This is a genomic window from Paenibacillus sp. FSL P4-0113 (assembly GCF_038009305.1).
GTDB lineage: Bacteria > Bacillota > Bacilli > Paenibacillales > Paenibacillaceae > Paenibacillus > Paenibacillus polymyxa_D.
The window spans coordinates 3,193,294-3,219,250 of the sequence record NZ_JBBPAZ010000001.1; the positions used below are offsets into that span (position 1 = coordinate 3,193,294).

Annotated in this window: 24 protein-coding genes and 1 riboswitch; of the genes, 12 read left to right on the plus strand and 12 right to left on the minus strand. The window is 46.9% G+C overall.

From position 1 onward, the window contains the following. Nucleotides 1-71: 71 nt before the first annotated feature. A complete protein-coding gene (locus MKX46_RS13620; protein WP_341071332.1) occupies nt 72-911 on the minus strand; it encodes a response regulator transcription factor in 840 nt (279 codons plus the stop codon). After that, nucleotides 887-1,282, minus strand: a complete 396-nt coding sequence (locus MKX46_RS13625) for a Fur family transcriptional regulator (RefSeq protein WP_023990809.1) — start codon at nt 1,280-1,282, stop codon at nt 887-889. The genes MKX46_RS13620 and MKX46_RS13625 overlap by 25 nt, the downstream gene beginning before the upstream one ends. Before the next feature lie 186 nt (nt 1,283-1,468). Here MKX46_RS13625 and MKX46_RS13630 point away from each other — a divergent pair, with 186 nt between their 5' ends. Further along, nucleotides 1,469-1,780 carry a hypothetical protein gene (locus MKX46_RS13630; protein ID WP_341071333.1) on the plus strand — a complete coding sequence of 104 codons (312 nt, stop codon included), beginning with the start codon at nt 1,469-1,471 and terminating at the stop codon, nt 1,778-1,780. Nucleotides 1,781-1,843: 63 nt separating this feature from the next. Here MKX46_RS13630 and MKX46_RS13635 read toward each other — a convergent pair whose 3' ends face one another. From MKX46_RS13635 to MKX46_RS13645, 3 genes are read right to left on the minus strand one after another with little or no spacing between them, the layout of a single operon-like run. Then, complete coding sequence (locus tag MKX46_RS13635) at nt 1,844-2,956, minus strand: GerAB/ArcD/ProY family transporter (RefSeq protein WP_341071334.1); 1,113 nt, start codon at nt 2,954-2,956, stop codon at nt 1,844-1,846. A 27-nt stretch (nt 2,957-2,983) separates the two neighbouring features. Further along, a complete protein-coding gene (locus tag MKX46_RS13640) occupies nt 2,984-4,159 on the minus strand; it encodes a Ger(x)C family spore germination protein (RefSeq protein ID WP_341071335.1) in 1,176 nt (391 codons plus the stop codon). 43 nt (nt 4,160-4,202) lie between these two features. Further along, on the minus strand, nt 4,203-5,837 hold the full coding sequence (locus MKX46_RS13645) for a spore germination protein (protein WP_341071336.1): 1,635 nt from the start codon (nt 5,835-5,837) through the stop codon (nt 4,203-4,205). Nucleotides 5,838-6,061: 224 nt separating this feature from the next. Here MKX46_RS13645 and MKX46_RS13650 point away from each other — a divergent pair, with 224 nt between their 5' ends. Then, nucleotides 6,062-7,153, plus strand: coding sequence for a GGDEF domain-containing protein (locus tag MKX46_RS13650; protein ID WP_341071337.1), 1,092 nt, complete (start codon nt 6,062-6,064; stop codon nt 7,151-7,153). 67 nt (nt 7,154-7,220) lie between these two features. On the opposite strand, the gene MKX46_RS13655 is transcribed toward MKX46_RS13650, so the two are convergent. Continuing rightward, a complete protein-coding gene (locus tag MKX46_RS13655) occupies nt 7,221-7,694 on the minus strand; it encodes an Rrf2 family transcriptional regulator (protein ID WP_029518611.1) in 474 nt (157 codons plus the stop codon). A gap of 66 nt (nt 7,695-7,760) precedes the next feature. Continuing rightward, on the minus strand, nt 7,761-10,715 hold the full coding sequence (locus MKX46_RS13660) for a glycoside hydrolase family 3 C-terminal domain-containing protein (protein WP_341071338.1): 2,955 nt from the start codon (nt 10,713-10,715) through the stop codon (nt 7,761-7,763). A gap of 236 nt (nt 10,716-10,951) precedes the next feature. Here MKX46_RS13660 and MKX46_RS13665 point away from each other — a divergent pair, with 236 nt between their 5' ends. The 4 genes from MKX46_RS13665 (at nt 10,952) to metE (ending at nt 17,015) form a co-directional block, all read left to right on the plus strand. Continuing rightward, the gene (locus tag MKX46_RS13665) at nt 10,952-11,422 is read left to right on the plus strand and encodes an AbrB/MazE/SpoVT family DNA-binding domain-containing protein (protein WP_341071339.1); all 471 of its coding nucleotides are present in this window, start codon (nt 10,952-10,954) and stop codon (nt 11,420-11,422) included. A 294-nt stretch (nt 11,423-11,716) separates the two neighbouring features. Continuing rightward, nucleotides 11,717-13,666: an anaerobic ribonucleoside triphosphate reductase gene (locus tag MKX46_RS13670; protein ID WP_341071340.1), complete on the plus strand. Its 1,950-nt coding sequence runs from the start codon at nt 11,717-11,719 to the stop codon at nt 13,664-13,666. After that, on the plus strand, nt 13,663-14,160 hold the full coding sequence (gene nrdG / locus MKX46_RS13675) for an anaerobic ribonucleoside-triphosphate reductase activating protein (protein ID WP_069012087.1): 498 nt from the start codon (nt 13,663-13,665) through the stop codon (nt 14,158-14,160). Before MKX46_RS13670 ends, nrdG begins: the two co-directional genes overlap by 4 nt. A gap of 179 nt (nt 14,161-14,339) precedes the next feature. After that, nucleotides 14,340-14,535: riboswitch (cobalamin riboswitch) on the plus strand. A 161-nt stretch (nt 14,536-14,696) separates the two neighbouring features. After that, nucleotides 14,697-17,015, plus strand: a complete 2,319-nt coding sequence (metE, locus tag MKX46_RS13680; RefSeq protein WP_341071341.1) for a 5-methyltetrahydropteroyltriglutamate--homocysteine S-methyltransferase — start codon at nt 14,697-14,699, stop codon at nt 17,013-17,015. 87 nt (nt 17,016-17,102) lie between these two features. Here metE and MKX46_RS13685 read toward each other — a convergent pair whose 3' ends face one another. Continuing rightward, entirely contained in the window at nt 17,103-17,636 is a 534-nt protein-coding gene (locus tag MKX46_RS13685) for a DUF6985 domain-containing protein (protein ID WP_039271702.1), read from the minus strand. A gap of 382 nt (nt 17,637-18,018) precedes the next feature. Between MKX46_RS13685 and MKX46_RS13690 the strand changes: the two genes are divergently transcribed. The 5 genes from MKX46_RS13690 (at nt 18,019) to MKX46_RS13710 (ending at nt 21,212) form a co-directional block, all read left to right on the plus strand. Next, nucleotides 18,019-18,348, plus strand: a complete 330-nt coding sequence (locus MKX46_RS13690; protein WP_029518618.1) for a PadR family transcriptional regulator — start codon at nt 18,019-18,021, stop codon at nt 18,346-18,348. Then, on the plus strand, nt 18,341-18,892 hold the full coding sequence (locus MKX46_RS13695) for a DUF1700 domain-containing protein (protein ID WP_029518619.1): 552 nt from the start codon (nt 18,341-18,343) through the stop codon (nt 18,890-18,892). Before MKX46_RS13690 ends, MKX46_RS13695 begins: the two co-directional genes overlap by 8 nt. A gap of 4 nt (nt 18,893-18,896) precedes the next feature. After that, nucleotides 18,897-19,748, plus strand: a complete 852-nt coding sequence (locus tag MKX46_RS13700; RefSeq protein WP_029518620.1) for a DUF4097 family beta strand repeat-containing protein — start codon at nt 18,897-18,899, stop codon at nt 19,746-19,748. 119 nt (nt 19,749-19,867) lie between these two features. Continuing rightward, a complete protein-coding gene (locus MKX46_RS13705) occupies nt 19,868-20,587 on the plus strand; it encodes a 3-ketoacyl-ACP reductase (protein WP_341071343.1) in 720 nt (239 codons plus the stop codon). Nucleotides 20,588-20,774: 187 nt separating this feature from the next. Then, nucleotides 20,775-21,212: an AbrB/MazE/SpoVT family DNA-binding domain-containing protein gene (locus MKX46_RS13710; protein WP_029518622.1), complete on the plus strand. Its 438-nt coding sequence runs from the start codon at nt 20,775-20,777 to the stop codon at nt 21,210-21,212. Nucleotides 21,213-21,281: 69 nt separating this feature from the next. On the opposite strand, the gene MKX46_RS13715 is transcribed toward MKX46_RS13710, so the two are convergent. Continuing rightward, the gene (locus tag MKX46_RS13715) at nt 21,282-21,740 is read right to left on the minus strand and encodes a hypothetical protein (RefSeq protein WP_029518623.1); all 459 of its coding nucleotides are present in this window, start codon (nt 21,738-21,740) and stop codon (nt 21,282-21,284) included. A gap of 120 nt (nt 21,741-21,860) precedes the next feature. Here MKX46_RS13715 and MKX46_RS13720 point away from each other — a divergent pair, with 120 nt between their 5' ends. Further along, nucleotides 21,861-22,022 (plus strand): hypothetical protein, encoded by a 162-nt coding sequence (locus MKX46_RS13720; RefSeq protein ID WP_165145977.1) that lies wholly within the window; start codon nt 21,861-21,863, stop codon nt 22,020-22,022. A 25-nt stretch (nt 22,023-22,047) separates the two neighbouring features. Here MKX46_RS13720 and MKX46_RS13725 read toward each other — a convergent pair whose 3' ends face one another. The 3 genes from MKX46_RS13725 to MKX46_RS13735 form a co-directional block, all read right to left on the minus strand. Further along, complete coding sequence (locus tag MKX46_RS13725) at nt 22,048-23,211, minus strand: nitric oxide synthase oxygenase (protein WP_341071344.1); 1,164 nt, start codon at nt 23,209-23,211, stop codon at nt 22,048-22,050. 150 nt (nt 23,212-23,361) lie between these two features. Then, entirely contained in the window at nt 23,362-23,838 is a 477-nt protein-coding gene (locus MKX46_RS13730; protein WP_039271713.1) for a Dps family protein, read from the minus strand. A 365-nt stretch (nt 23,839-24,203) separates the two neighbouring features. Continuing rightward, on the minus strand, nt 24,204-25,931 hold the full coding sequence (locus MKX46_RS13735) for an adenine deaminase C-terminal domain-containing protein (RefSeq protein WP_029518626.1): 1,728 nt from the start codon (nt 25,929-25,931) through the stop codon (nt 24,204-24,206). Nucleotides 25,932-25,957: the final 26 nt, after the last annotated feature.

A 25,957-nucleotide genomic window follows, 5' to 3' on the forward strand; every position in this document is an offset into this window, starting at 1 on the left:
TCATGGAATCATATACAAACCGCCGAATGTCTCCATCCGGCGGAAATTCATCGGTATTCATAACTTTCCGCTCAATCTGCCAATCTGTATCCTACACCTCTTACGGTTGCAATATATTCAGGTTCCGCAGGCCGATCATCCAGCTTCTTGCGCAAACTTTTGACATGCACATCTACAACGTTGCTGCCGCCTACAAAATCTGTCTCCCAGATATCGTGCATCATTTGCTCGCGGGAGATCACTTTGCCTTGAGCATCAATCAGCTTCAGCAGCAAATCGTATTCTGTTTTAGTCAGATTCAATTGACTCTCTTCTTTATATACCAGCATTTTATCTCGGTCAATCCAGATGTCCTTGAACACCGTACGACGGCTGGCTTGCGCTGCCTGACGGGAAGTGGCAGGATGGCGTACAATCATCCGTTCAATATCATGCACCATATGATTGGAAGCCAGCGGCCACACCAGCACCTCTTCTGAAGGAAGCAGTTCATGCGCATGTACAGACACCCGATCCTGAACCACATACATAACCGGTGTGTCTTTCATGTGTTCTACCTCAAGACGATTGCGGATATCCAGTAATTTACTCTGTGGTTCGGTGGCGGTCAAATCGTAAATCAAGAGATCGCTTCCCAGATGACGCTGCACTTCAGGCTCCCAGCGATGGAAAACCATCACATCAAAACACGCATCTGACAGCGTACGCACCAACCCGTGAACTACACCCGGTACCGAACTGATCAGAATGATACGACGTGTAGTTGGACAATACAAAGGCTCATTGGAAGGAACGGTCTGCACCGTAGGTGTAGAGGGAGCAGCTAACATCGATGTCCAACTGCCCTTCACCCGTCTAGGCATGTCAGCCACTTTAAAACGATTCGTTATCGGATTCGCTTGCTTTGACATTCCTTACACACTCCTCCGAATACGACATGGGCATGGGCAATATTATACCCCGTTTCATGCGCAACCGTGTCAATCCAATCATGTGGGACTTCACTCATCACTTCATCTACTCGGCCGCATACCTGACAAATAATATGCTGATGATCGTCCATCCGTCCGTCATAGCGACTCGCAGCTTCCCCCAGCTTCAATTCACGGATTAATTCCTTATCCGTCAAATAACGCAATGAATTATATACCGTTCCATAGGCCAGATTATATCCGCGCTCCATCAACCGATTCATAACATCGGCCGCAGTAGGATGATCGTGAGCTTCACGAACCACATCATATACCGCTTGGCGCTGCGAAGTTAAATTTAAAGTTCTCATACCGCATCTCCCTTAACCAACACAGATTATATTAATTACAAACTTACAATCATATTAAAGATCAATTTAGAATAAGTATAAATCTTAATTTATTTCAAGTCAATGGTATCGGATAAATTGAACGGCTTTGCAACACAATGTATACAGGGTACATGCTTAGCTTATTTATAATCGGAGGGATATTTTATGAAGATAGTGTGGATATTCACGCTCTTTATGCTGCTAATGCTCGGAACAAGTATATCGATAAAATGGCTTTTCGGTGTTCATCATCCTTGGGAGCCTATTTCATTGGCTTTTCGCACTATGCGACCATCAGAATATATCGTTCTGGCAGGAATGCTTATAGTGTTCTTTATAAATGTGGGCAAAAAGCAAATAGGAAACGCATTTCGCTTCCTTTTCTCACAATGGTCACGTTTCCTCAAAGTTTCTACTTCCTCCTCTGCCTCTCCGCAAGAGAGTCATCAGAAAAAGAACCCGCATTTCCCAGAATAAAATGGAACATCAGAATGAGCATTTGACCCGTACTGATGTATGTTTTGTCGGCAAGACGATGACTCATGAGACATTTTCCTCTCCTTTTTTATTCCGGGTCTTTCTCAGCCACGACACGATTAGCAGCAAGATAGGAAAAAACACGGCAAATATCGGAAACAGCCATTTCAGCACTAACTCGCCTGTTTGAAGGTGATCTTGATAGCTCAGTGCCATCAATACACAAGAGACTAACATGATCAGCCCAAATGGCAGGATCAGTTTATGGTAAGACATTCTCAATACATCCTCTGCGGCTTTAACCGCGGCATAATAGAAGATGAAAATTTTAAAAAAGTCAAATATAATAACGCTCATAACGCCGATGACATCGACTCTGTCGATAAAATCAGATATTTCGACCTTGCTGATCATCGAGAGCAGCGGGTAAGTCGCCCGTTTGAACACCTCTTCCCCCAGTGCAAGCACATTGGACAGTGTAACAATAGACAGGAGCAGCCCTCCCAGCAATATAGCAGAGACCCCTACCCCATTGGCACGATAGCCTTTTTTTAATGTGGGGAGAATCATCGCAAACGTAACCATCTCGCCGTACGGTAGCATCACAGCTTGCGAATAAACAACTTGCCATATCGGCTGCCAGCCATGCTCGGCTATGGGCAATATATTGCCCACATCTACAATGCCTGCCAACAAAACTAATATATTCGTAGCCAGGCCCAGCAGTAGCAGCAAAATCAACATGATGATGGCCGTCCGGCCTGCAACCTCGATTCCCAAATACACCACATACATTACAAGTCCAATCATTAAGGCACAAATGACTGTCAACGGCGTATGCTGAAGTGTCCGGTCGGCAATCAGGATCCCCGTGTCCCGAAGATCCCGTGCTCCGCCGTAAAGAAAAAACACGATATATAAAAAAGCAAGCGCACTCCCTGCTTTCTTGCCCAAAAGGGTCCTGCAGTACTGTGTCATTAGCAAGTTGGGAAAGCGTTGGTGAAGGCTGCCATAGCATACAAAAAGCAATGCCCCAAAAATCGCTGAAATGAGGATGGCGATCCATGCATCCTTGCCCGCATTCCTTCCGGGAATAGACATCATAGATGTGCCCATCTCAAACAACACCATAAGAGAGATCATCTCTTTTGCACCTATCTGTACCCTTTTTTTCATGGCCTTCCCTCCTTGTTCTATTTTTCACTAGTCTGATTCACCCTTGGAATATGGGTTAGTCCGCGACTGAGTGTGTTTCAGTACAGAAGTCACTTGAATACGGACGGTACTTTCCGCAAAATAACGGCTCCAATCGGAAGAGAGCCTTTTCCATTGTTTGGGATAGCTCCTCTCCAGCGCAAGGCCAAAGCCTATTACATCGCTGCGGGTACGCTGAACATCCCTGACTGTTGAAGCGATCACTTTTTTCGTCTCCTCTGTCCATTGCTCCTGCAGTCTTTTCATCGCCTCCGGACTTTGTAAGTTAATCGAGCACTCGGCTTCCTGTACTGCCCCGGTCTGTTTTAAGTTAATCACAAAAATAGGCTCTCCTTGCTCCATCCGAGTGTGTATCTTGGTTGCAGAAAACAAGGTTTCGATGCCAATGGTTTCCCTATTCTTACCACAGCTCAGTGTTGTTTGGGCACTTTTCACCTTGTTGTTGATCATAGACAGTCCAATGGCCTGGTCATCTTCCAACCAGTGGACAAGCCGATCCTTTTTGAACACCCCCATTCCGTTAATATGAACAATGGCTTTCGGTAAAATATTGTCCACATTGTTCTTGCTTGCGGCCTGCTCCAAATTCCCATTGACCCCTATGCCCGTCAGCACAGGACCGCCACCCTTATGAGACATGCTGCGAATCACATCGTCGATAGTCACCGCGTAATCCCCGGCATACAAACGCTCCGATGTTTCCAGCTTTCCTGAAATATCATTGGCGGGAATACGGCCGATCGCGGTCATGATTGCCAGTACATCCTTCCCAGTATTACCGCGTGCCACCAGCATTTTCACCGGCAGCCGGATTTCTGTAGACCTTTCCAAAGAATCCATCATATCGCCGATTCCAGCCCGTGCCAGCTTTTCACCAATAACGATCAGTTTGGTATGCGCCAAAGAAATGATCCTCGGAACCCTTTGTGAGGCTCTGCGGAGCGCTTGAAACAGATTTTTTCCCTTTTCCCGATACAAAACGACAGGAGTATCTCCTCTCGCTTTGGCTCCGGCGATTTCATCTGCCACGATCACCTGTAGGGAAACCTCATAGTCCGACTCCCCAACCAAATCAATCCCTATCCCAGCTACTACTGCTCTCTGGTTTAACTCCACAGAATCCCAGCAACCGGATAACAATGGAGCGAACAGTAGTAAAACCAAACACAGCCCCCCTATTCTCCTCTTAAAAGTTACTGCACTTTGTTCATTCCTCTTCCCCTGATACACCCTGATTGCCCCCCTCCTGCATTGGTGTAGTTTTATCAGAAGAGGAAATCCCACTTCCATCCTTCATTCGTTTCTGGTTCTTAGATGTAATGCTTTTAGGACGCTTCCTCATCATCCAGAACGGGAGTCGCAATACGGCATCCTTTTGACTCTCCAGCACAACAGGGCTGAAAGGCGCCATGTAGGGCACCCCGAAAGAACTCAGACTGTTCATATGAGCAATTAGCGCAATCAGCCCCAATGTAATGCCGTATAGACCCATGAACGCAGACAGTATCATGAAAATAAATCGGCACAATCTCCCGGCCACCGCCATGTTGTAGGCTGGGATTGCGAAACTGGCTATCCCCGTCAGGGCTACTACAATCGTGAGCAGCGGGGTGACAATTCCGGCTTCCACGGCCGCTTGACCCAACACAAGCGCTCCTATAACAGATACCGTTTGACCACCCGCACGCGGCATTCGAATACCCGCCTCACGCAAAATCTCAAAGGTGATTTCCAAAATAAACGCCTCTAGAAATGCCGGAAAAGGAACGGATTCCCGCTGAGCCAATATGCTGATCAGCAATGGAGTTGGTATCATTTCATAATGATATGTTGTTAAGGCAATGTAGAGAGAAGGCCCTAGAATAAGAATAATGAAGCTGATATATCTAATGAGCCGAACAACAGTCGCCATATCGTAACGCTCTTCATAATCCGAAGAATTCTGGAAAAATTGGGCAAATATTGTGGGCATCACCAATACAAACGGATTTCCGTCTATAATGAGTGCCACTCGGCCCTCCATAATATTGCTGCTGATGGTATCAGGTCTTTCCGTGTTAAAGATCGTTGGGAATGGTGTGAAATGATTTTCTTGTATCATCTCCTCAACCATGCCGGACTCAAATATGGCGTCAATATTGATGCTTTCTACCCGTTTACGAACCTCATCTACGACGCGTGGATTTGCAATATTCTTCATGTACAGCATGGCCACATTCGTGAGGGACGTGCTTCCCACTTGGAACATCTCCAGTGTAAGATCGGAGCTTTTAATCCGTCGCCGGACCAGAGAAATATTCGTGAACAGGGATTCTACAAATCCATCTTTTGGTCCTCTGACGACTGTCTGTGTTGTTGGCTCGCTGACCGCGCGTGTCTCTCCCCCACGCGTACCGCACGCAATCGCTTTTTCGCAGCCTTCCAATAAGATGATCGTGTCTCCCATTAACAGTTGTTCCATCATGGAACTCCAATCATCGCAGTCCTTCACTTCTCCCAGTAAAAGCGCATGACTCTGTATTCTTGCGTACAGCGCTTCTGCACTCTCCACCTCAGCAGCCACTTCAGCAGATGGGCGGCTAAGCATGGATCTCATGATGAGTTCATTCACCGTATCCGTTTTAGCCATACTATCCAGAAACACAATAGCGGCGGGAACATCCGCCCTCAGCCCCAATTTAAAGCGACGCATCAGAAAGTCTGGGCTATCTGAAGTCAATTTCTTAATTTGCTGCAAGTTGGTTTCCAAACAAGTATCTATTTTTAGATAGCGCGGAGAATTTTCATTGTTCTTACCCGCACCCGACTTTTTATTATGTTTGCGATAGGGATAGCGAATCATGAGCAAACCTCATCTCCAGTAAGGCAGCAATAGACACCGCCCATTTTTCCTTATTCTTGTATCTTTGGAGTATGCTCAATCTATTCCCAGTTATGCACCAAATACGTGAACGAAACGTTATAAGCGTACCCGCGTAATAAATTTCAATAAATTCTTCATTTGCAAGCTTAATGTCAGTTTTTTTGATAAAATGAAGAAATATGCCTCTCGGGAGGGTTAACATCTTGTTCAGTACGTTTTTTGTAAATACCTGTATCCTTGTCACCTTTTTGTACATAACCGGCCTCATATCACAAAGATATAAAATCCGTCTGCACACCTTGAAGCGTAAGATACATTGGATTGGAGGCGCCCTTTTTGGGTGCTACGGCATTGTCATGATGTACTATTCAATTCCAGTAGGATTTAATACGATCGCCGATCTTCGTCATCTGGCCATCGTAGCTACCGCCACTTACATCGGCGGCCCAGCAGCGCTCACGGCTACTCTGTTTATATGTATAGGTAGATTATTGCTGTTTGGTATTAACGCTCAAGCCATCGTAGGCGCTATTTTTATGATACTCGTTGGCCTGGGGTGCGCTTTATTGTCACATCTGTCCTGGTCACGTTTACCCAAGCTGATGATTATGAACGTTTTTGCTTTGGGCATTATATTCTGTCCCCTTATGATTAATTTGAAAAATCTTGATGATGTTCTGCACGTGTATCCGCTCCAATTCTTCATTTCCATGGTCGGCGGATGTCTTCTGTACCTCATTGCTGAATCTATCAACACATCCAATGAGCTGTTACTTCGTCTGGAGCATACCTCCTACACAGACCATCTCACTAATTTAAGCAATAGAAGGCAGCTTGAGTTCTCATTGGAAGAGAAGCTCCCTCAAGCTCGCCAACGTCATGAGCATTTATCTGTACTGGTGTTGGATATTGATCACTTCAAGGAAGTCAACGATACCTACGGACATGCCGCAGGAGATGCAGTGCTGCGCCAGCTTGGACAGATTTTAATGGATCAATGTCGTCCTAATGACGTAGTCACCCGCAGCGGGGGGGAAGAATTCACCGTGCTTTTGCCGAATTGTGCTTTTCGACAAGCGCTACGCATAGCTAATCAGATTCTTAGTGGAGTAAATCAGCACGAGTTTAGTTTAGCGGACGATCTTGTTCTTAAAGTCACGGTGTCCATCGGCGTGACGACCTTTCCTGGTACCGGGGAAGATATGTCCGGGGCAGCCCTGCTGGAGCAGGCAGATAAAGCACTATACGAAGCTAAAAATGCAGGACGTAACCGGGTTTGCTCATATGAAATATAATTTGAGGCATGACCATTTCATAGAAATAGCCGATACAACCCTCTTTTGAGAGTCGTATCGGCTATTATCATTTTGAATCTTCATTATGATTGCATTTCCCCACCACGAGTGATGTACGCTTGGCAAGCGAAGCCAGCGTATGGGCCCCCCATACTTCCAGCATACGTCGTTCGCTCTCGGCTAAAATTTCGGATACGGCTATCGCCAACTCCTCACAAAAAGGATTGGTTTCCGGTTCATGCATCATACCCGGGAAAATTGGATCACATATTTCAATGGCGTGGTATATATCGGCAAGTGTAATATGGTCGGCCGAACGGGTAAGCACATAGCCTCCCTCACGACCTTCGCGTGCTGCAATCAAATCTGCCTGTACAAGTCGCGTCAGCACCCTGCGCACCAAAGTGACTTCGCAGTCAATGGAACGGGCAATAGAACCGCTGGCACAGAGTTCTCCGTGCTTTTCCAAATAGACAAGCGCCTTTACCGCCACCCCAAGCCATCTGGGCGTTGCGGTGCGTAGTCTTTTTTCACTATTCAAATGAGATGACACCCCTAAGCTGTAGAAACTTCGTTGAATGCATTGTACGTGATGTCAGAAGTAAGTTCAAGCCTGAAAGCCGGAATCCTCTGTAGCATGATCGCCCAAAATAAAATGGGCTAACCGCACTTCCCCGCTCAACAACAGATATACATCACGTATGCCAGAGACTGAATGTACCGCTTCGGAGAGTGTAACCCATGCTTGCGCCCCTCCTGTATTGCCCACGTTCACACGTGCCACGGCTTCACTATCGGGTGCATCCAAACACAGCTCAATTGTGGCATCACTGCTGTTGCCTGACACGCGGCACTGAAGCTCGGCCACACTCACCGTATCCATGTCTACGCCATGAAAGGCAATCCAACCAGAACGTTGAGGTGTGCGCGGACGTACGCAGGCCTCCCTTTGCTCCTTGCTTTCATCTAGTACGATGTCGGAGCAATCATCGAAGTTTTCAGCGCGGATACTTCGTCCGGCTTGGCGTGGTGGAATGACTTCGCCTCGAACGTACACAGGGTGCTCCAATCGGATATCCGCTGAGGAAGCACCAGCCAGCAGTGTATATTCACCCGATTCAACGCAATAGCAATCCCGCGTAACATCCCAGATCGCCCAATCCTTCATCCGAATCGTAAAGGAAACCGTTCGCGTCTCACCTGCCTCTAAGCGAATACGTTGAAAACCACACAATGTCTTCAATGGTCGCTTTACTCGTGAGGCACCAGGCCGTACATAGAGTTGCACAACCTCTTCACCAGCAGCTACGCCCCGATTCGTCACCTCTACCCACACCTGGAGCGTATCCACGGCATCCAGTGCAGCATTAGATGTTACGCTATCCTTCAGGGCATCTGTACGCAGGTCACTATATTCAAAAGGCGAATACGTCAATCCATGGCCAAATGGATACAAGGATTCACCTTCAAAATATTGATAGGTACGACCACCGCGAATAATATCGTAATCTTTGATGTCGCCCAATTGATCCTCGCTTTGAACCCAGGTCATATTCAAACGCCCCGCTGGCGCATAATCTCCAAATAATACATCCGCTATTGCCGCACCATGCTCTTGTCCCGCATGAGACGTGTATACGATCGCTGGAATATGCTCCTGAACCCAAGGAATGGCAAATGGATAGCTACCCGTCAGAACCACAATCGTATTCGGATTGACGCGATACACTTCCTCGATAAGCCTTTGCTGGGAAGCTGCCAGTTCCAAGCCTGGGCGGTCATTCTCTTCCTTTCCATTGATGAGCGGGTGATTTCCAACAAATACAATTGCTGTATCTGCCGCTTGCGCAGCGGCTATCGCTTCCGCTAAACCATCTGACACCGTCTCTACCTGGAATGTTGTATGGCTCTGTCCTGAAACTGTCGAGGCTGTCGAGGCGTTACACTCCACAGCGTTAAGTGCAGATTTTTCAGCCTCCACTACCTTTAATGAGCCCTCTGTTCCGGCAATGACTGGTTTGCCATTCCATGTCGTCCACAGATGCTCTCCTTGTCCAACAGGAGTCAGCCCAAAGACCTCTTTGACATACCAGCCATACGCTTCATCAGCTGTCACACGGAGCGTTATTTCATCACTCGTCACGTAAGTACCCAGATGCTCATCATGTAACGTCACACTACCATAGCCCCAATCCGTCATGGTCAATACCGTGGGCTCTCCATCCTGGGATAGGCGCATCTCACCAGAAGAATCAACTGCGAGCTTCGATCCGTCATTCGCCGCCGTCAAGATCACGCGATTATTGCCATCACGGTACACGACGCGTTCCTTCTCGTCCTCGCCTTCCAGCTTGGCACGAATCGCCTCCAGCGGTGTAACCCGGTAGGGCAGCGTACCGGAATACCAGTCGCGGTACACCTCATTGCCATGGGTACCAATGACCGCTACTTTGCCGCACCGGGCAGGGTTCAAAGGCAAGAGTTCATGCTCATTTTTAAGCAATACGATCTGCTCCCTTGCCGCACGCAACGACAATTCACAGGCTTGCTCTGTCATGAGAGCTTCCTCTCCGATCGAGGCATAGGGGTTGTCTGCAGCCGGATCAAATTCCCCCAACCGAAAACGGACACGGAACGTATGAAACAATGCCCGATCCAAGTCTTCTTCTTGCAGCGATCCTTGCGCCAAAGCTTCTCGAATCGCCCGCTTGGAGATCTCCGCATCATCTGTAATGCTGTCAATTCCCGCCCGAATAGATTCGGCCACACCTGGCGTGTGGGAATCGTAATACTGATGATCGTTGACAATCCCCATGACATCACCCGCATCACTTACGACAAAGCCGTCCATCCCCCATTCGTCCCTGACAATATCGTTAACCCCATGATATAACGTAGCAGGCGTTCCATTAATCAAGTTGTAGGAAGTCATCATCGACTGGGCTCCGCCTTCCATAAAAGGCTTCTCAAAAGCTCTTAGGTAATATTCTCGCAGGTTTCGTGGGTCTATACTGGAGGAGCCGCTTCCCCGGTCCACCTCATTGTTGTTACCCAGAAAGTGTTTCAATGTGGCAACCGCTTTCAAATATACCGGATGATCCCCCTGTATTCCCTTGACTAACTCCTTCGACAGCTCTCCCGTCAAATATGGATCTTCGCCGTAAGCTTCCTCATTGCGCCCCCATCTCGGGTCACGCTCCATGTCCACCGTAGGTGCCCACAGGGTCAGACCGTTTAATTGGGGATCACGACGATAGTAAACACGTGCCTCATCTGCGATAACAGAGCCGATTTGACGCATTAATTCCGTATCCCAAGTACATGCCAATCCTACAGGCTGAGGAAATGAAGTCGCCTCACCCAACCATGCTATCCCGTGTGCCGCTTCCGTACCGTGCTTGTAAGCTGCGACTCCCAATCGGTCAATGGCCGGCTGGTATTGCAACATGGATTCGATCTTTTCCTCCAAGGTTAGTCGCGACACGAGATCCCGTACACGCTCATCCAGATAAATCTTCGGATCTTGAAATAAATATTCGATATCCGTTGTTTCATGACTCATATCCGTCATCTCCTTATCCCATTTAAGAATATGATGAAAAGGTATACATGAAAGCGTTTTAATATATCATAGCTAAAAAGGAGTATCCCGGCAACAATACCGAAAACATCCTATACTGGATGAAAGAGAATCGCAGCATAAAGACAAAAAAAAGTTGCATTTTACCTTCAATATACAAAGCTAAAAATAATATTTTTTGGTATAATCAGGATATATCATTGAAGGAGGAAGCGCTGATGAAAAATACCGGAATGACAAGGCCCCTGGATCAATTGGGGCGAATTGTACTCCCCAAGGAAATGCGCACCACAATGGATATCAATATCGGTGATTCGCTTGAATTCTTCGTAGACGAAGAAGGATTTGTATTAAGAAAATACACGGGTGTCTCCTGCAAATTTTGCGGCGCGGTGGATCACTTAACTTATTTTCGGGACAGCTTTATCTGCGCTGATTGCATTCAATTATTAAAGACCGATGAAAATGTGCATGCCACAAGCAATGATGCTATCCAGGCTCAAGAACATACCCAGCCGATCCAAAACAACACAACGTGGCAGCCCAAGCAATCCAGAGTGCAGCAAGGTGAAATGGTAAAAAAGCTTCGCAAGCTAATTCAGGATCACCCGAATCTGCCACAAAAAGTGTATGCAGAAATGCTCGATATCTCCCAAGGCCGGGTGTCCCAATTGAAAAAGCTACTCTAAACCTTCTAAAATCTATATCCCAAAATCATACACAATGTACCGACGACCCTATTCATTTTTTTGTCACAACTTCGATTGCCAGGTATAGAGTAAGGCGCATATCTACGGATGTGCCCCTTACTCTATACCTGGCTTTTTCGTGTCGGCCGCTCTTGCTAATGTGACAATAGTCACATACTCCCGATGTATACGTATATACAATATATAGATCGAAACAATTGGTTATCACTATATATCATCAATATGTTGTTTTTGTGAAAAATATATATATTTTACTATATGGAGGGTTTTACGATGAAGGTGCTGGAGGAACATCAATTATACGACATCGGCGAGCGGGTCATTGGGGCACAAGATCTGGACATGCTGCGGGAGAATGCAAATTTGAATGGAGAATCGTTCAGCGGCAAAATGAGCAAGCTTGGGTCCGAGTATGCCAAATGGTATGCGCGCCTGCGGGTACTTCCGCCTGAACTGACGAACGCGATTGATCACGGATATGTATATGTTCACGATTTGGACCAATACGCACTCGGAACTACGAATTGTATCTTTATCCCTTTTGGCCGGTTACTACAAGACGGATTCAATACAGGCAATGGCTCTGTACGCACACCGCAAACGATTATGTCCGCTATGGCACTAGTTGCCATCATATTCCAGTCTCAGCAAAATAGCCAATTCGGAGGTGTCTCCGCCAATAAAATCGATTGGGATCTTGCCCCATACGTTGCCCGGTCCTTCCGCAAGCATCTGCGCAAGGGACTCCGGTTGTTCGAGGAAGAGATAGAATCCAATCTGTCTGACGATGAACTACATATGGCCAATCCCTATTTGCAAGAAGTTTGCCCTCGTTCCTACGCATTCGCACGCGAAGAGACAGAGACGGAAACCCGGCAGGCTGCTGAATCGCTCATTCATAACCTGAACACCATGAGCAGTCGGGCGGGTGGACAGATTCCATTCACTTCACTGAATTACGGAATGTGCACGTCTGCTGAGGGACGGCTTGTTACTCAATCGCTACTGGAGGCCACGATCCGCGGCTTGGGCAGCGGGGAAACTCCTATTTTCCCGCAGCATATTTTCCAATGCAAAGAGGGAATCAATCAGGCAGAAGGCGACGTCAATTATGATTTGTTCTTACGGGCGGTAGAATGCTCTAGCAGACGGATGTATCCCAATTTTGTGAATGTGGATGCCACCTTCAACCTGCCTTTTTATCGTGCTGATGACCCGGATACCATTATAGCGACAATGGGTTGCCGTACCCGCACCATTTCTGACCGTTTCGGTAGAAACCGGCAGAGTGGCAAGGGAAATCTCTCCTTCAATACCATTAATCTGGTGCGGCTTGGCATTGAGTATGGTATTTGCACAGGCAAACGCCTGACACCTGACCGTGATCGCTTTGATGCGAGACTAGAAGAAGTTATGCGCATTGCGGTGGATGGCCTAATCCATCGCTATCAAATCCAGACCAGCCAGCCGGCCAAAGCCTCGGACTTTATGATGCGCGAAGGGGTATGGGAAGGTGGAGAACAACTAGAGCCAGATGATAAGGTAGGAAGCATACTAAAACACGGTACGCTTTCGATCGGATTCATCGGACTGGCTGAGTGCATGAAGGCACTATACGGGAAACACCACGGGGAGGATGATTTCGTATACCGCGAGGCACAACGAATCATCACTTCTATGCGCGTGTATTGCGATCGAATGAGTGAATATCACAATTTGAATATTACATTGTTCGCTACGCCTGCCGAAGGTCTGTCGGGCAAGTTCACCTTGCTGGATCAACGTGATTTCGGGATTATTCCTGAGGTGAATGATCGTGAATATTACACGAATTCTTTCCATATTCCCGTGTATTACACGCTCCCGGCTGCTCGTAAAATCAGCTTGGAAGCTCCGTTCCATAACCTATGCAACGCTGGTGCGATATCATACATTGAGCTGGACGGTAATGCGCGGAATAACCCAGATGCGTTTCTTAAAATTGTTCAATACGCGCTGCATCAGAATATCGGCTACTTCTCCATCAACCATCCGGTGGATCGTTGTACGGAATGCGGTTATGAAGGGATTATCGGGACAAGCTGCCCCCAATGTGGCACAGATGAGGAGCACACACACTTTCAGCGCTTACGTCGGGTAACCGGATATCTGACAGGAGATTATACCGTTCGCTTTAATGCTGCAAAACAGGCAGAAGTTCGAGACCGGGTGAAACATAAGTGAATTTATGTGGCTACATTCCGGAATCTCTGAATGAAGGATACGGCCTGCGTACCGTCGTGTTCATTAGCGGTTGCCGTCATGCCTGTCCCGGATGCTTTAATCCAGCGTCGTGGAGCTTCCGTGCAGGTGAGCCATTCACCCCCCAACGACAACAGGAGGTCATTCGTGACATCATGGAAAATCCGTTGTTGGACGGACTGACTCTCTGCGGGGGAGACCCGTTTTTCTCAGCAGCAGAATGCTCGCAATTTGTGCGTGACTTCCGTGCGGCCTGTCCCGACCGAACCGTGTGGGCTTACACTGGCTTTGTCTATGAAGATCTACTCACAGATCAGGAGCGACAAAAGCTAGCACTTTTGTGCGATGTGATTGTGGATGGTCGCTTTGTAGAACAGCAAAAGGACCTGACCCTTCCCTTCCGGGGGAGCCGCAACCAGCGTCTGGTAGATGTAAAAGCCAGCATTCAGGCAGGTTACACCGTTTCATTGACTTAAGGCGAAGGTTACTCGGCAAATGCTATATCTAATCTAGGACAAGTCTCCATCATGGATGAGGCTTGTCTTTTTTTGCATATCCCTAACAGATTCCATTGCAGTTTCTATTGCGCATCCTGCAAGTTTCACTTATGATGGTGAACAAGTATACGAGTGCATAATTATTCGTCATACCTTAACCGCATAGCTTGGAGATAGGTGTCTGTTCTATTCAGATCAGGCTTAAAAGGGAAGCCGGTGCAAATCCGGCACGGTCCCGCCACTGTAAACGGGGAACTTTCAGCTGTTCATACAACCACTGGTCCACAGACCGGGAAGGGATGCTGAGAGTCATGATCCGTAAGTCAGGAGACCTGCCTATTTTAACAACATCGCAAGTACCTACGGAAGATAGGGAGGTGTTAAGAGCAGTCGCCGCATTTTTGATTTTTTAATCACGGAGGCATTCTTTCCCCTACTTATTTTTAACTCTGGGGGGAAGAATGCCTTTTTTGGTACGTAAAAATAAAACAGCCACCCACTAGGAGGAAAAGTACATGTCCGTCATTGAATGGCCTGAATTGTCCGGCTTAATTAGCAGTAATCTGGGATATCCGCGTATTGGCGAAAACCGGGAATGGAAGAAAGCACTGGAACGCTTCTGGAACGGCAGTATTAGCGAAAGCGAACTGCAAACGGAGATGAAAAGATTACGGTTGGAGCATCTGAGCAAGCAACGTGACAAGGGGATTGATCGCATTCCTGTCGGAGACTTCTCCTATTATGATCACATGCTGGATACATCTGTGATGTTTGGTCTAGTACCCGAACGGTTCAACCATCGTCCTGCAGGTCCGATTCCTCTGTCCGTGTATTTCGGGATCGCTCGTGGACAGAAGGGAGCAACCGCCAGTGAAATGACCAAATGGATGAATACCAATTATCACTACATCGTTCCTGAATTGGCAAACGCAGTCCCGGTGTTCACTGAAAATAAACCTTTACAGGCTTATCGTGAAGCAAAACAAGAGCTAGGCATTGATGGGAAACCGGTCCTCATCGGCCCCTATTCATTCGTTACCCTTTCCAAAGGCTATGATCGCAAGGAGCTTGCTTCTATTATAAGAACCTTCCTGCCTTTATACACCCGTGTCCTGTCTGAACTAGCAGCAGAAGGTGTTCAGTGGGTCCAAATCGATGAACCTGTCCTGACCACCTCATTCCCAGTAGAGGATCTGGACATTATTCAGGAAGTCTATGAAGCTTTGGCCCAAGCTGCGCCCTCTTTTAATATAATGCTGCAAACTTACTTTGGCAGCCTGGACCATTATGAGCGTCTGTCCGCACTTCCGGTACAGGGACTGGGTCTTGATTTTGTGTATGATGATGGCGAAAATCTCCAGCATATATTGCAGCATGGTTTCCCTAAAGGAAAAACGCTGGGCGCTGGGGTCATTGACGGGCGCAATATATGGCGCAGCGACCTGAACGCTGTGGCTACCCTGCTGGGTCAGTTAGCAGAACAAACCACTGCCGAGCAGCTTATCGTGCAGCCATCATGCAGTCTCCTGCATGTGCCAGTCAGTCTGGAAGCAGAGCACAAGCTGGACCGAGAACTGGTGCAAGCGCTGGCCTTTGCCGATGAAAAGCTCGAGGAAATCGCCGTCCTGACGGCTGCACTTGGCAAACACGATCCATCCGCACTTGCTAAGCTTGGACAAAGTGCAGATGCGGTAGCCCGTTTCAACAGCTCAGCGGCACGCGTACAAACAGCTGACGATCTGGCTGACTTGCTGGCAAAGGAGCCTCTAACACGCAGCGTTCCTTTCGCCGAGCGTCGTGAGATTCAGCAAAATAAGCTGAAGTTGCCTCCACTGCCTACGACGACCATTGGTAGCTTCCCGCAAACCGCCGAGATCCGCAAGGCCCGCCTGCACTATCGCAAAGGAGAATGGTCTGCCGAGCAATACCGGACGTTCATCCAACAGCAAATCAAGGAATGGATTGATATTCAGGAGGACATTGGCATTGACGTGCTTGTACACGGGGAATTTGAGCGGACCGATATGGTTGAATTTTTTAGCGAAAAGCTGAACGGTTTTGCTTTTACACAAAACGGATGGGTGCAGTCCTACGGCTCCCGCTGTGTCAAACCGCCGATTATATACGGAGACGTCTCCTTCGATCAGCCCATGACTGTGGAAGAAACGGCATTCGCTCAATCGTTAACTTCCAAGCCTGTTAAGGGAATGCTTACAGGCCCTGTGACCATTTTGAACTGGTCTTTTGAACGTAATGATATTCCGCGTAGCCAAGTTGCTTTACAACTGGCTCTGGCATTACGGGCAGAGGTAGAGGCACTGGAACAAGCGGGCATCAGCATGATTCAGGTCGATGAACCCGCAATTCGTGAAGGGCTTCCGCTGAAAAAAGAACAACAGCAAGCCTATCTGGATTGGGCAGTTCAAGCCTTCCTTGTGACCACGGCCACCGTTGAACCTGCGACCCAAATCCATACGCATATGTGCTATTCCGAATTTCAGCATATGATTCAGTCCATCTCCGACATGGATGCCGACGTTATATCTATTGAAACTTCGCGAAGCCACGGAGAACTGATTGTCAGCTTTGAAGATCAGGTATACGACAAAGGCATCGGTCTGGGCGTGTACGATATCCACAGTCCGCGCATCCCCGATGTATCTGAAATGCTAAGCATGATCCAGCGTGCCCTGCGCGTACTGCCATCAGATTTGTTCTGGGTTAATCCGGATTGTGGTCTGAAAACCCGCACCAAAGAGGAATCTGTCGCCGCCTTGCGACAAATGGTACAAGCGGCTCAAGCAGCCCGGGCTGCATTGGCTGTATCCAACTAATTTTTTATCGTTTCGAATCACGCCTTCATTTTCAACATATTCTGTTCCCCTTTCCGGTCCTTTCTGCTAAAAGCCCGGGAAGGGGATTTATTCTAGGTCATATAATGTATAAGCGCCTTGAATATGCTCCATTTTCATCTGCTTCATATGTACGCCTAAGCCATGTTCTCGATCCCAGGAACAACTAAAATTCAAATACAGTTCATCCTTTGCCGATGAGTCGGAAATCAATATAGACATAAGCTGTATTCGATTCAACAATTGTTCCGGCCGCTCCACATAAGGCGCATATTCATCCGGGTCCTCTCCCCATGTACTGTAAGCATTCCGATACTTTTCCACGATGCCAGCATAATGATGGTGTATGGATTCCAACACTTGAGGATGAATAGCTGATGAATATTCCATATACTGCTCCCATGTCTTTTTTTGCAACAGTGTAGGTTCTTCTATAGTCTGTGCCTGTTCTTCGGAATCGGCTCCCACGATAAATTCGACTTCTACTTCCGAGGGCTGCCCGCAAAAATCAAGTTGCACTACACCACGCAGAACAATCTCCTCAGATACATCCCAAGACTCATCATCCTGTTCCAGTTCCATATACCAATGTTTCCAGTCCATTCTTTATCCACCTCTTCATAAAAAGTAATTTTTAACCCTGTTGAATACTTTACAATCTATCATTTTAATGAATGAAATTAAAGCGGCATCCTATCTGTGCTTCCAGCCATATTTCGATGAATTCCCAAATAAAAATACTTTTTTCTACAACATTCGCTACTCAATAAAGCCTCCAAGGAAGGAAATCTGTCCATTTTGACACAAATATTTTATTATTAAAAATTTAGTACCTTGCATTAATCAGTACATGATGTTAAATTATACCTGACTACTGTTCTATAATTAGTACCCGTGACAAATTACGCACAAACACACGTTTCTTTCCCTTATTCCGAACGACACCTATGAATTATTGATAACATCCAGGAAGGGAGCACCGCTCGTGAATGTGAACATCCAATTCAAAAAAGGGGTACTGGAACTGTGCGTTCTCGTTCTAATTGGACGCAAAGACCGTTATGGCTACGAGTTGGCGCAAGCCGTCTCCCGTCATATTGAAGTAGCCGAGGGAGCCCTATATCCACTGCTTCGCCGTCTGGTATCAGAAGGATACTGCACAACGTATTTACAGGAATCGACCGAGGGGCCTCCTCGCAAATATTATCGGCTGACCGATACTGGCAGTCATTATACAAGAATACTTACGCGGGAATGGAATGATTTTGTCCATAATGTCGCAAGCCTACTGGAGGAAGGAAATTCCGATGAATAGAAAACAGTTTCTTACAGAGGTGGAACAGCGTCTTTCTCCTCTCCCTGCAGAGGTACGCAATGAGCTGCTTAGTGATTTGAGCCAGCATTTTGACTACGGGTTGGTTAATGGCAAAAGCGAAAGTGAGATTGCCAATGAGCTGGGTAACCCAGAGGATATTGCCCGAGAAGCGTTGGATGATCCCAATGCAGCCTGGAACGCTTCTCCTCCGCTTCGCCAGGGAAGCTTTGCACGCAATATTTTTACTTTCCTAGGGCTGTTGTTTCTTAACTTGCTGATCTCCATCCCGATTATGGCTACCCTATGGGTAGTATGGGCTTCATTGGCTGTGGTATCGATCAGCTTCATTGTAGCCCCCCTTCTCGCTGTTACTGATTATGCGCTAAACAGCACCTTTTACCCGGCCAAATTCTTTTTCTCTATCACGTTGACGGGTATAGGTCTATTGCTGCTGCCTGGTGTACGTTATCTCTTACTCCTTATGGTCAAAGGCACAGTACGATACTGGAAATGGAATCAGACTACCCTGAGGGGAGCTTACTAACAACATGAATAAAAAGTGGTTTATTGCAGCAGGTCTGTGCATTGTCATCGGTGTAGCCGGAATGGTGGCCTACGGTGCCCCATGGAGTCAACAAGTCATGAAGGAAACAACTGCGATTAACAAAAAATGGACGTTTACACGTGGTCAGCTACAGAAGCTGAAAGTGGACAGCTCTGATGATGTCTCTATTTTGTTTACTCCTGGCTCTGGCGACCAAGGTACGATACGCATTAGTGGAGAAGTTCAGACAAAGGTAGCCGACCAAATTCATAATGCCCAAATTGAGAACGGTAAGCTTACGATTCAATCGGAGCCGGCTCCTTCCTTGTCATTCTTTTCGATCACTCCTGATTTGGATCAAACGATTACCGTAGAGATGCCCTCTGGCGAAACACTAACTGACCTACAGGTAGATGCACATTCAGGGAATGTAAAACTTCAGGATGCCTCCGTGCAGAATACTTCCATCACCGCTACTTCAGGCACTGCCGAGATTACAAACCTCCAAAGTACCCACCTGATCGCAAATTTAACATCCGGCAATTTTACAGCCAGTCAGCTTGCAGCAGATATGGAGTTAAAGCTTACTTCAGGTGATGTTACCATTCGTGATTATAGCGGTAATGGCCTTATTTCCCTAACCTCAGGGGAGACAAATATTACGCAACGTGCCGTAGCCAACTTGGAAGTGAATGCTGATTCTGGTGACGTGAAGATTAAGCAAGCTCCCGATTTTAAAGGTGTTTATAATGTCCGCTCTGACTCTGGGAGTATCAATACTCCCGAATCTGTTCCCGGTAGTGTGAACGTGATTAAGGTCGAAACCACTTCAGGGGATATTTATATTTCCAAATAGAGACCTCTAAATGAATGCCTCATCAGAGGCGAAGTTTGGTTCAATGAGTTTAACCTTGTATAATGTAACCATGTGCCCAGATGCACAACCACATTATAGATTAATAAGGAGGAGACTGGATGGAACTTAAGAATAAAACAGCTATTATTACAGGAGCCAGTAAAGGAATCGGTAAAGCAATTGCCGAAACTTTAGCTAAGGAAGGCGTTAACCTGGGATTAATTTCACGCACATTGACTGACCTGCAAAAGCTGCAGGATTCACTGGGGAGTACATACGGTGTGAAAGTGGTGAGTGCTGTTGCAGATATATCGGATCGCTCACAGGCCGCTGCCGCTGTAGCTTCACTGGAACATGAGCTAGGCGCTGTCGACATTTTGATCAACAATGCAGGCATTGCTACCTTTGGCACAGTCGCGAAGATGGACCCCGAAGAGTGGGAACGTATTATTCGCGTAAACCTGATGGGAACCTATTATGTCACACATGCTGCGCTTCCAAGCATGCTGGCGCAAAAGAGCGGAAACATTATTAATATTTCCTCGACGGCAGGAGAACGGGGTTTTGCAACAGGCTCAGCATATTGCGCATCCAAATTTGCTTTGATGGGCTTCACGGAAGCACTGATGCAGGAAGTTCGCAAATCTAACATTCGCGTCACCGCGCTGACTCCAAGCACTGTCAATACAGAACTGGCGGCAAACGCAGGCTTACCTATTGGTGATGAGGATCGCATGCTTCAACCGCAGGATTTGGCCGATCTGACATTAGCCACATTGAAACTGCCTCCACGAGTTCAATTAAAAGTAGCCGGTATTTGGACAACCAACCCACAGTAGTTCGACATGACATCTTAGATTCATTGGCTGTACAATGCTCCGGCAGACGTAATTGTTCGTCATGCCGGAGCTTTTTTTTTCAGCATAGCTATACCAAAACAAACTGTAATATAAGCGCTTTGTACTTCCAGCATATATACATACAATTCCTACAACTATAAGCGCATTTCAGGAAAGGGGAAAAATGATGAAGAACACAGGAATGACACGGCCATTAGACCATTTAGGCCGCATTGTGCTGCCTAAGGAGCTGCGCAATTCTATGAATATTAATATTGGAGATGCCCTCGATTTTTTTATTACCCCAGAGGGACTGATGATTCGCAAGTATACGGGGGTTTCTTGCTATTTTTGTGGTGCCGTAGATCATTTGAGCTATTTCAGGGATCATCTGATATGTAAAAGTTGTATTGAAAATCTGAAGAGCGATAATCCTTCTAGTCATTTGAGTGAAGCACGTCCTGTCCAGCCCAAGAAAAGAAGGAGTTACAGAAATCAGAATGATCTCCTGAATAAACTAAAACAGCTCATGCAGGAGCACCCAAATGTATCTCAAAAAGAATTAGCCGAAATGCTCGAACTATCCCAGGGACGCGTGTCGCAGCTTAAAAAGCTACTCCTTTAGATCATCCGACCCAATCTCGTCTGTTTTAATCAACAAAAAAAGAGCCTGACGGCTCTCGGATCATCTTTGTTACGCAATGTCAGACTGCTCCATAATCGGGACCCGATAGGCCAGCAAGGACTCGTCTATTACGGCAGAAATAAACGTTGCATCTATTTCAGGCACCAACCCAAGCGCATAATTCCATGCGTTTTCTTCAATTTGCAGCGCAAGTCGTTGCCGGGTCCCTATCCCACTCTCTTGCTCCAACGCATCGGAGAGGTCCACTAATTCCGTATCGGCGGCGTGCCCAATCTCATGTGCAAGCACAACTGTAAAATACTCCTCAACTCGATCAATGCTGCCGAACATCTGTAAACACTGTGTTTCGATAACGTCCGTATACATGGTAATGGCGTGAGCATTCATAGCATATTTGCCCCCAATCAGCCTTCCACCAGGAAAACGTTTTTCCAGCTTGACTGTCACACCTATAGCAGCCCGTTCCAAAAGCTCAGCGACAATGCGCTCTGCCTGATATCTTTCCAACTTAGCTTCGCTCCTCAAACCAGAATATATAAAGTGATATTTACTCTAAATTCATGAAATCATGGATGTGTTCATACCATACACAGTACGATATTATACCTTTTTACAAAGGAGAATACCATGTCAGAAGATTATTATGCAGGCTGGGGAACACTTGCCTTGATTAATGCCGGCTTGGCACAATCCAAAAATCGGAGCGGGCTAAATTGGTTTTTTCTCTCCCTATTAATAGGACCACTGGCTACCCTATTTATCGTTGCATGGGATAAGCTCGAGTCCTAATGCAGCAATCAGGTCATTCCCATCGTTATCCGGAATGAAAAGGACAGCCTTGGCGTTTCTGCTGAAGCACTGTATCTGATACTGTATTAGCCTGTCTCGACATATACGACTTCTCTTGAACTCCGAAATTCGGCTTCACAAGCCGATTATCGTAGGAATTATGAAAAATATGCGTTGTCGCCGGGGATAGCGGGGGAATCAGCCATGTCCAATTGCCTGTCAGTGCGCGCCCAGCCTTGGCTTCCCGTTCCTCAAACAGCTTGAATTGTGCCGCTGCGGTATGGTGGTCGACAATGCTGACTCCCGCCTTTTTGAAAGAATGCAGCACAGCAATATTCAATTCCACCAGCGCCCGATCACGCCAAAGCGTTGTTTCACTCGTCGTATCCAGCCCCATCAGCTTAGCCACCTGTGGCAACATATTATAGCGGAAGGTATCCGCAAAATTGCGGGCGCCGATTTCTGTTCCCATATACCAGCCGTTAAAGGGAGCCGCTGTATAGATGATACCGCCAATCTCCAGCGTCATGTCCGAAATCATAGGCACAGCATACCAACGTAATCCCAAGGAAGCGAAACCCGAGATTTCTGGATGCTCAATGGCCACCTCCATTACCAAATGTTCAGGAATATCATATAGCTCGGGAGGCCGCCCGCCTGCTTCCACAACCAGTGGCAATATATCAAAAGGGGTCATCGCTCCTTGCCAGCCCATGTCTTTACAAGTATTGGTAAAATCTACCGAGATCGGGTCCCCGATGACCCCTTGATCGGTTTCATATCCAGCGTAACGAATGAGTTGATGGTTCCAGATGCGGATATTCGGCTGCCCTGGCTTGGAGGCGCGGAATACAGTAAGCGTTGGCTTAATTTTACCGCCATTCGTTCCTATGCGTATATGCTCCAAGAGCTCGCGAACCACTTCCGTTGCATCTGACGCGCCCCGCGCATCCCTGACCAAAAGCTTGTCCCAAAATAAGCGACCGATGCAACGATTGCTATTGCGCCAAGCCATAAGTGCCCCGTGCTCCAGCTCTTCGTACGTATGATCATACGTTCCCGTAGTCTCTATGTCGTGACGAATATTAAGAAGCCGGGCCTCCGCTTCATCGCGGCTTCGGCCCAGCTCCTCATAACATGTATATATAAACTGCTCCGCTTCATGCAAAAGCTGTTGTTTCACTTCCATAACACACACCCCATCCCGGCAGCTCTATAACTCTAGAGCCTGTGGTCTTCCACGCCTTCTCGTTATTATACTCCAGTGGCAGAGTGGAACCAACGGGATATGTGTCTTGTTCACCTGATCTCCATATACATGGAAGTCTATACCAATGGGTTATCCCAAATACGCACTCAGCATCCAGATGTGTTTATCCATTGCTTCTCTTAAGCCGTTAAGAAGATCCTCTGTCGCTTTATCCTGTGCCGCTTCCGCTGCTTCCATCCCATTAGCCAGCTCAACAGTGATGGTTTTAAAATCAGCAACAACGGACTTCACCATATCCTCAGCTGTCTGCTCACCTGCGGACTCCTGAATAGCTGAAAGTTGCAAATGCTCCTTCAAGGTCGCAGCCGGACGGCCACCAATAGCCAACAATCGTTCAGCAATCGTATCTAGATTAGCTGTTGCTTCATTGTAAAGTTCTTCAAATTTAGCATGCAATGTGAAGAATTTAGGTCCTTTCACATACCAGTGGAAATAATGCAGTTTCGTGTACAATACAGACCAGGTAGCTACCTGACGATTCAATGCCTTGTGCAATTCTTGAATAGCCTCTTGTGTAGGTGCGTTCGTATGATTTAATGTACTCATGTTTAAAATCCCCTCTCGTTCAAATATAGTTGGTGTAAAGCTTGGATGCTCGTTAGCAGTAGTGTCTGATTTTCTTCAAAATTCCATGCGTCAATCTAATAAATCTTAATCAATTAATTTAGACTTAATCTAAATCCTGTTTTAATTATAACACTGTGACGATGTTTTTCAAGTCCTTATTCGATTTTAATCATGAAGATTACATGAACTAATTGTAAAGCAAACTCTACATGCAATCGGGTACCCAGAATCAAGACTTGTTTATCTTTTATACATAGGTTACATCAATAGGAGGATAGAAGATGTTAACTTTGTTTGCTAAAGCATCAAAAAAGAGCCGGCCCATAAGAGGGTCGGCTCTTTTATTATTCTTGCATCTCTGAAGTTTCCACGATTAAAGGTACAACCTTGCCAGCATTTACATCAATCAGGCCGTGATCGGTAATTTTCAAGGCCGGGCTGACCGGCAAAGAATGCGTGCTCAGCGACATGATTGGATTGTAATGGCGGTAGCCCAGCGACAGCAAGGCTGAACGCAGCTCCTTCACATGCGCCGCAACCATTTCCAGCGGTCCTTCTGTTAAGATCCCGCCTACGGTTAAAGGCAAATGGGACAGCACCTTGCCATTTTCAACTACGCAAAAACCGCCTTGGCTGGCAAGAACCGTATTCGCAGCCAGTATCATATCTTGCTTGTTATGCCCTACGACCAGCAAGTTATGGTTATCGTGCGAATAGGTGGTTGCCACTGCCCCACGTTTAATCGTATCTCCCCCGATCAAACCGTAAGCACGGTTGCCATTCTTTCCATACCTCTCAAACGTAGCAATCAGTCCATGTTCACCATGTTCCCATACCAGTTCCCCCTGCTCTACTTGTGCAGGTGCAATCCGTTCACTTGTAAAAGTAGAGCCATCTTTGACCATCATAACACGGCATTGATGTGTGCCATCAGCTACATCCATCTTTACAGTAAAATCCTGCTCCGTGAGGGGATTGAGCTTCACACTTTGATAAAAGTGGGCGGGGAAGCGGCATTTTATTGGTGCTTGATGGTATTCCTCGAACTTATCGAATACCTTGAGTCCGTCCTTATAGACTTGCTCCACATCAAATTGACCAAGATCCGACAGCAGTACAAAGTCAGCTATTTTTCCCGGTGCAATGGTTCCGCGGTCATGCATACGCATCCGTGCAGCAGGAGTAAACGTAGCTGCATAAATGGCATCCTCAGGCTTCATGCCCATTCCGATTGCTTTACTTACAATATGGTTTAGATGCCCTCGCTCTACGAAAGAGTCTGGCATCACATCATCCGTTACAAAGCAAAAATGTTGTGCCACATCTTCCTGAATAAGATAGTCCATCACTTCAGGGGTCATGGATTTTTCCTGGATTTCAATAAACATCCCCGCAGCCATCCGCGCCTTCATACCTTCAATACTTTGGTGAGTATGGTCTGAGCCTATCCCCGCATAGATCAACTGATGCAGGTCCAGATCAAGCAACTGTGGCGTATGACCTTCAATGATCAGCTCCGGGTAGTGCTCACGAACATGGCGTAAGATGCGATTCGTCTTGCTCTCTGGATCACGAATGACATCCACATAGTTCATAATTTCACCCAGGCAGATCATTTCACCCGTTTGCAGCAGCGCATCAATCTCGGGAATACCGATCTCGCCTCCTGAGGTTTCGAGCGGTGTTGCCGGGACGGAGCTTGGGATGCCGTAGAACATATCAGCCACGCAATCCTTGCTGGCTTCCATCATTTCCTGGACGCCTTCCAATCCGAAAACATTCGCCATTTCGTGCGGTTCTGGTACAATCGTCGTTATCCCATTGCGAATCAGTCCATAGGAAAAGGTTGCCGGTGTCACCATTGTGCTTTCGATATGCAAATGGATGTCGATCAGGCCGGGAATCATATATTTCCCGTGCCCTTCGACAATTTCAGCAGCCTCGAAAGACTCCAGACCACGCTGACCGATATACATAAACTTGCCATCAAGTATAGCTACATTACCTTCTTCGAACGTCTTGTAGTAACTGTTATACACCTTAACTTGTAAAATCATTTTGTCTGCACGCATGATGTATCTCCTTCATCGAACCCGCT

Bases quoted from the DNA above. Each gene is read 5' to 3' on its own strand.
- MKX46_RS13620 (WP_341071332.1), bottom strand. From the start codon at position 911: ATGTCAAAGCAAGCGAATCCGATAACGAATCGTTTTAAAGTGGCTGAC.
- MKX46_RS13625 (WP_023990809.1), bottom strand. From the start codon at position 1,282: ATGAGAACTTTAAATTTAACTTCGCAGCGCCAAGCGGTATATGATGTG.
- MKX46_RS13630 (WP_341071333.1), top strand. From the start codon at position 1,469: ATGAAGATAGTGTGGATATTCACGCTCTTTATGCTGCTAATGCTCGGA.
- MKX46_RS13635 (WP_341071334.1), bottom strand. From the start codon at position 2,956: ATGAAAAAAAGGGTACAGATAGGTGCAAAAGAGATGATCTCTCTTATG.
- MKX46_RS13645 (WP_341071336.1), bottom strand. From the start codon at position 5,837: ATGATTCGCTATCCCTATCGCAAACATAATAAAAAGTCGGGTGCGGGT.
- MKX46_RS13660 (WP_341071338.1), bottom strand. From the start codon at position 10,715: ATGAGTCATGAAACAACGGATATCGAATATTTATTTCAAGATCCGAAG.
- MKX46_RS13665 (WP_341071339.1), top strand. From the start codon at position 10,952: ATGAAAAATACCGGAATGACAAGGCCCCTGGATCAATTGGGGCGAATT.
- MKX46_RS13670 (WP_341071340.1), top strand. From the start codon at position 11,717: ATGAAGGTGCTGGAGGAACATCAATTATACGACATCGGCGAGCGGGTC.
- metE (WP_341071341.1), top strand. From the start codon at position 14,697: ATGTCCGTCATTGAATGGCCTGAATTGTCCGGCTTAATTAGCAGTAAT.
- MKX46_RS13685 (WP_039271702.1), bottom strand. From the start codon at position 17,636: ATGGACTGGAAACATTGGTATATGGAACTGGAACAGGATGATGAGTCT.
- MKX46_RS13695 (WP_029518619.1), top strand. From the start codon at position 18,341: ATGAATAGAAAACAGTTTCTTACAGAGGTGGAACAGCGTCTTTCTCCT.
- MKX46_RS13700 (WP_029518620.1), top strand. From the start codon at position 18,897: ATGAATAAAAAGTGGTTTATTGCAGCAGGTCTGTGCATTGTCATCGGT.
- MKX46_RS13705 (WP_341071343.1), top strand. From the start codon at position 19,868: ATGGAACTTAAGAATAAAACAGCTATTATTACAGGAGCCAGTAAAGGA.
- MKX46_RS13710 (WP_029518622.1), top strand. From the start codon at position 20,775: ATGAAGAACACAGGAATGACACGGCCATTAGACCATTTAGGCCGCATT.
- MKX46_RS13720 (WP_165145977.1), top strand. From the start codon at position 21,861: ATGTCAGAAGATTATTATGCAGGCTGGGGAACACTTGCCTTGATTAAT.
- MKX46_RS13725 (WP_341071344.1), bottom strand. From the start codon at position 23,211: ATGGAAGTGAAACAACAGCTTTTGCATGAAGCGGAGCAGTTTATATAT.
- MKX46_RS13730 (WP_039271713.1), bottom strand. From the start codon at position 23,838: ATGAGTACATTAAATCATACGAACGCACCTACACAAGAGGCTATTCAA.
- MKX46_RS13735 (WP_029518626.1), bottom strand. From the start codon at position 25,931: ATGCGTGCAGACAAAATGATTTTACAAGTTAAGGTGTATAACAGTTAC.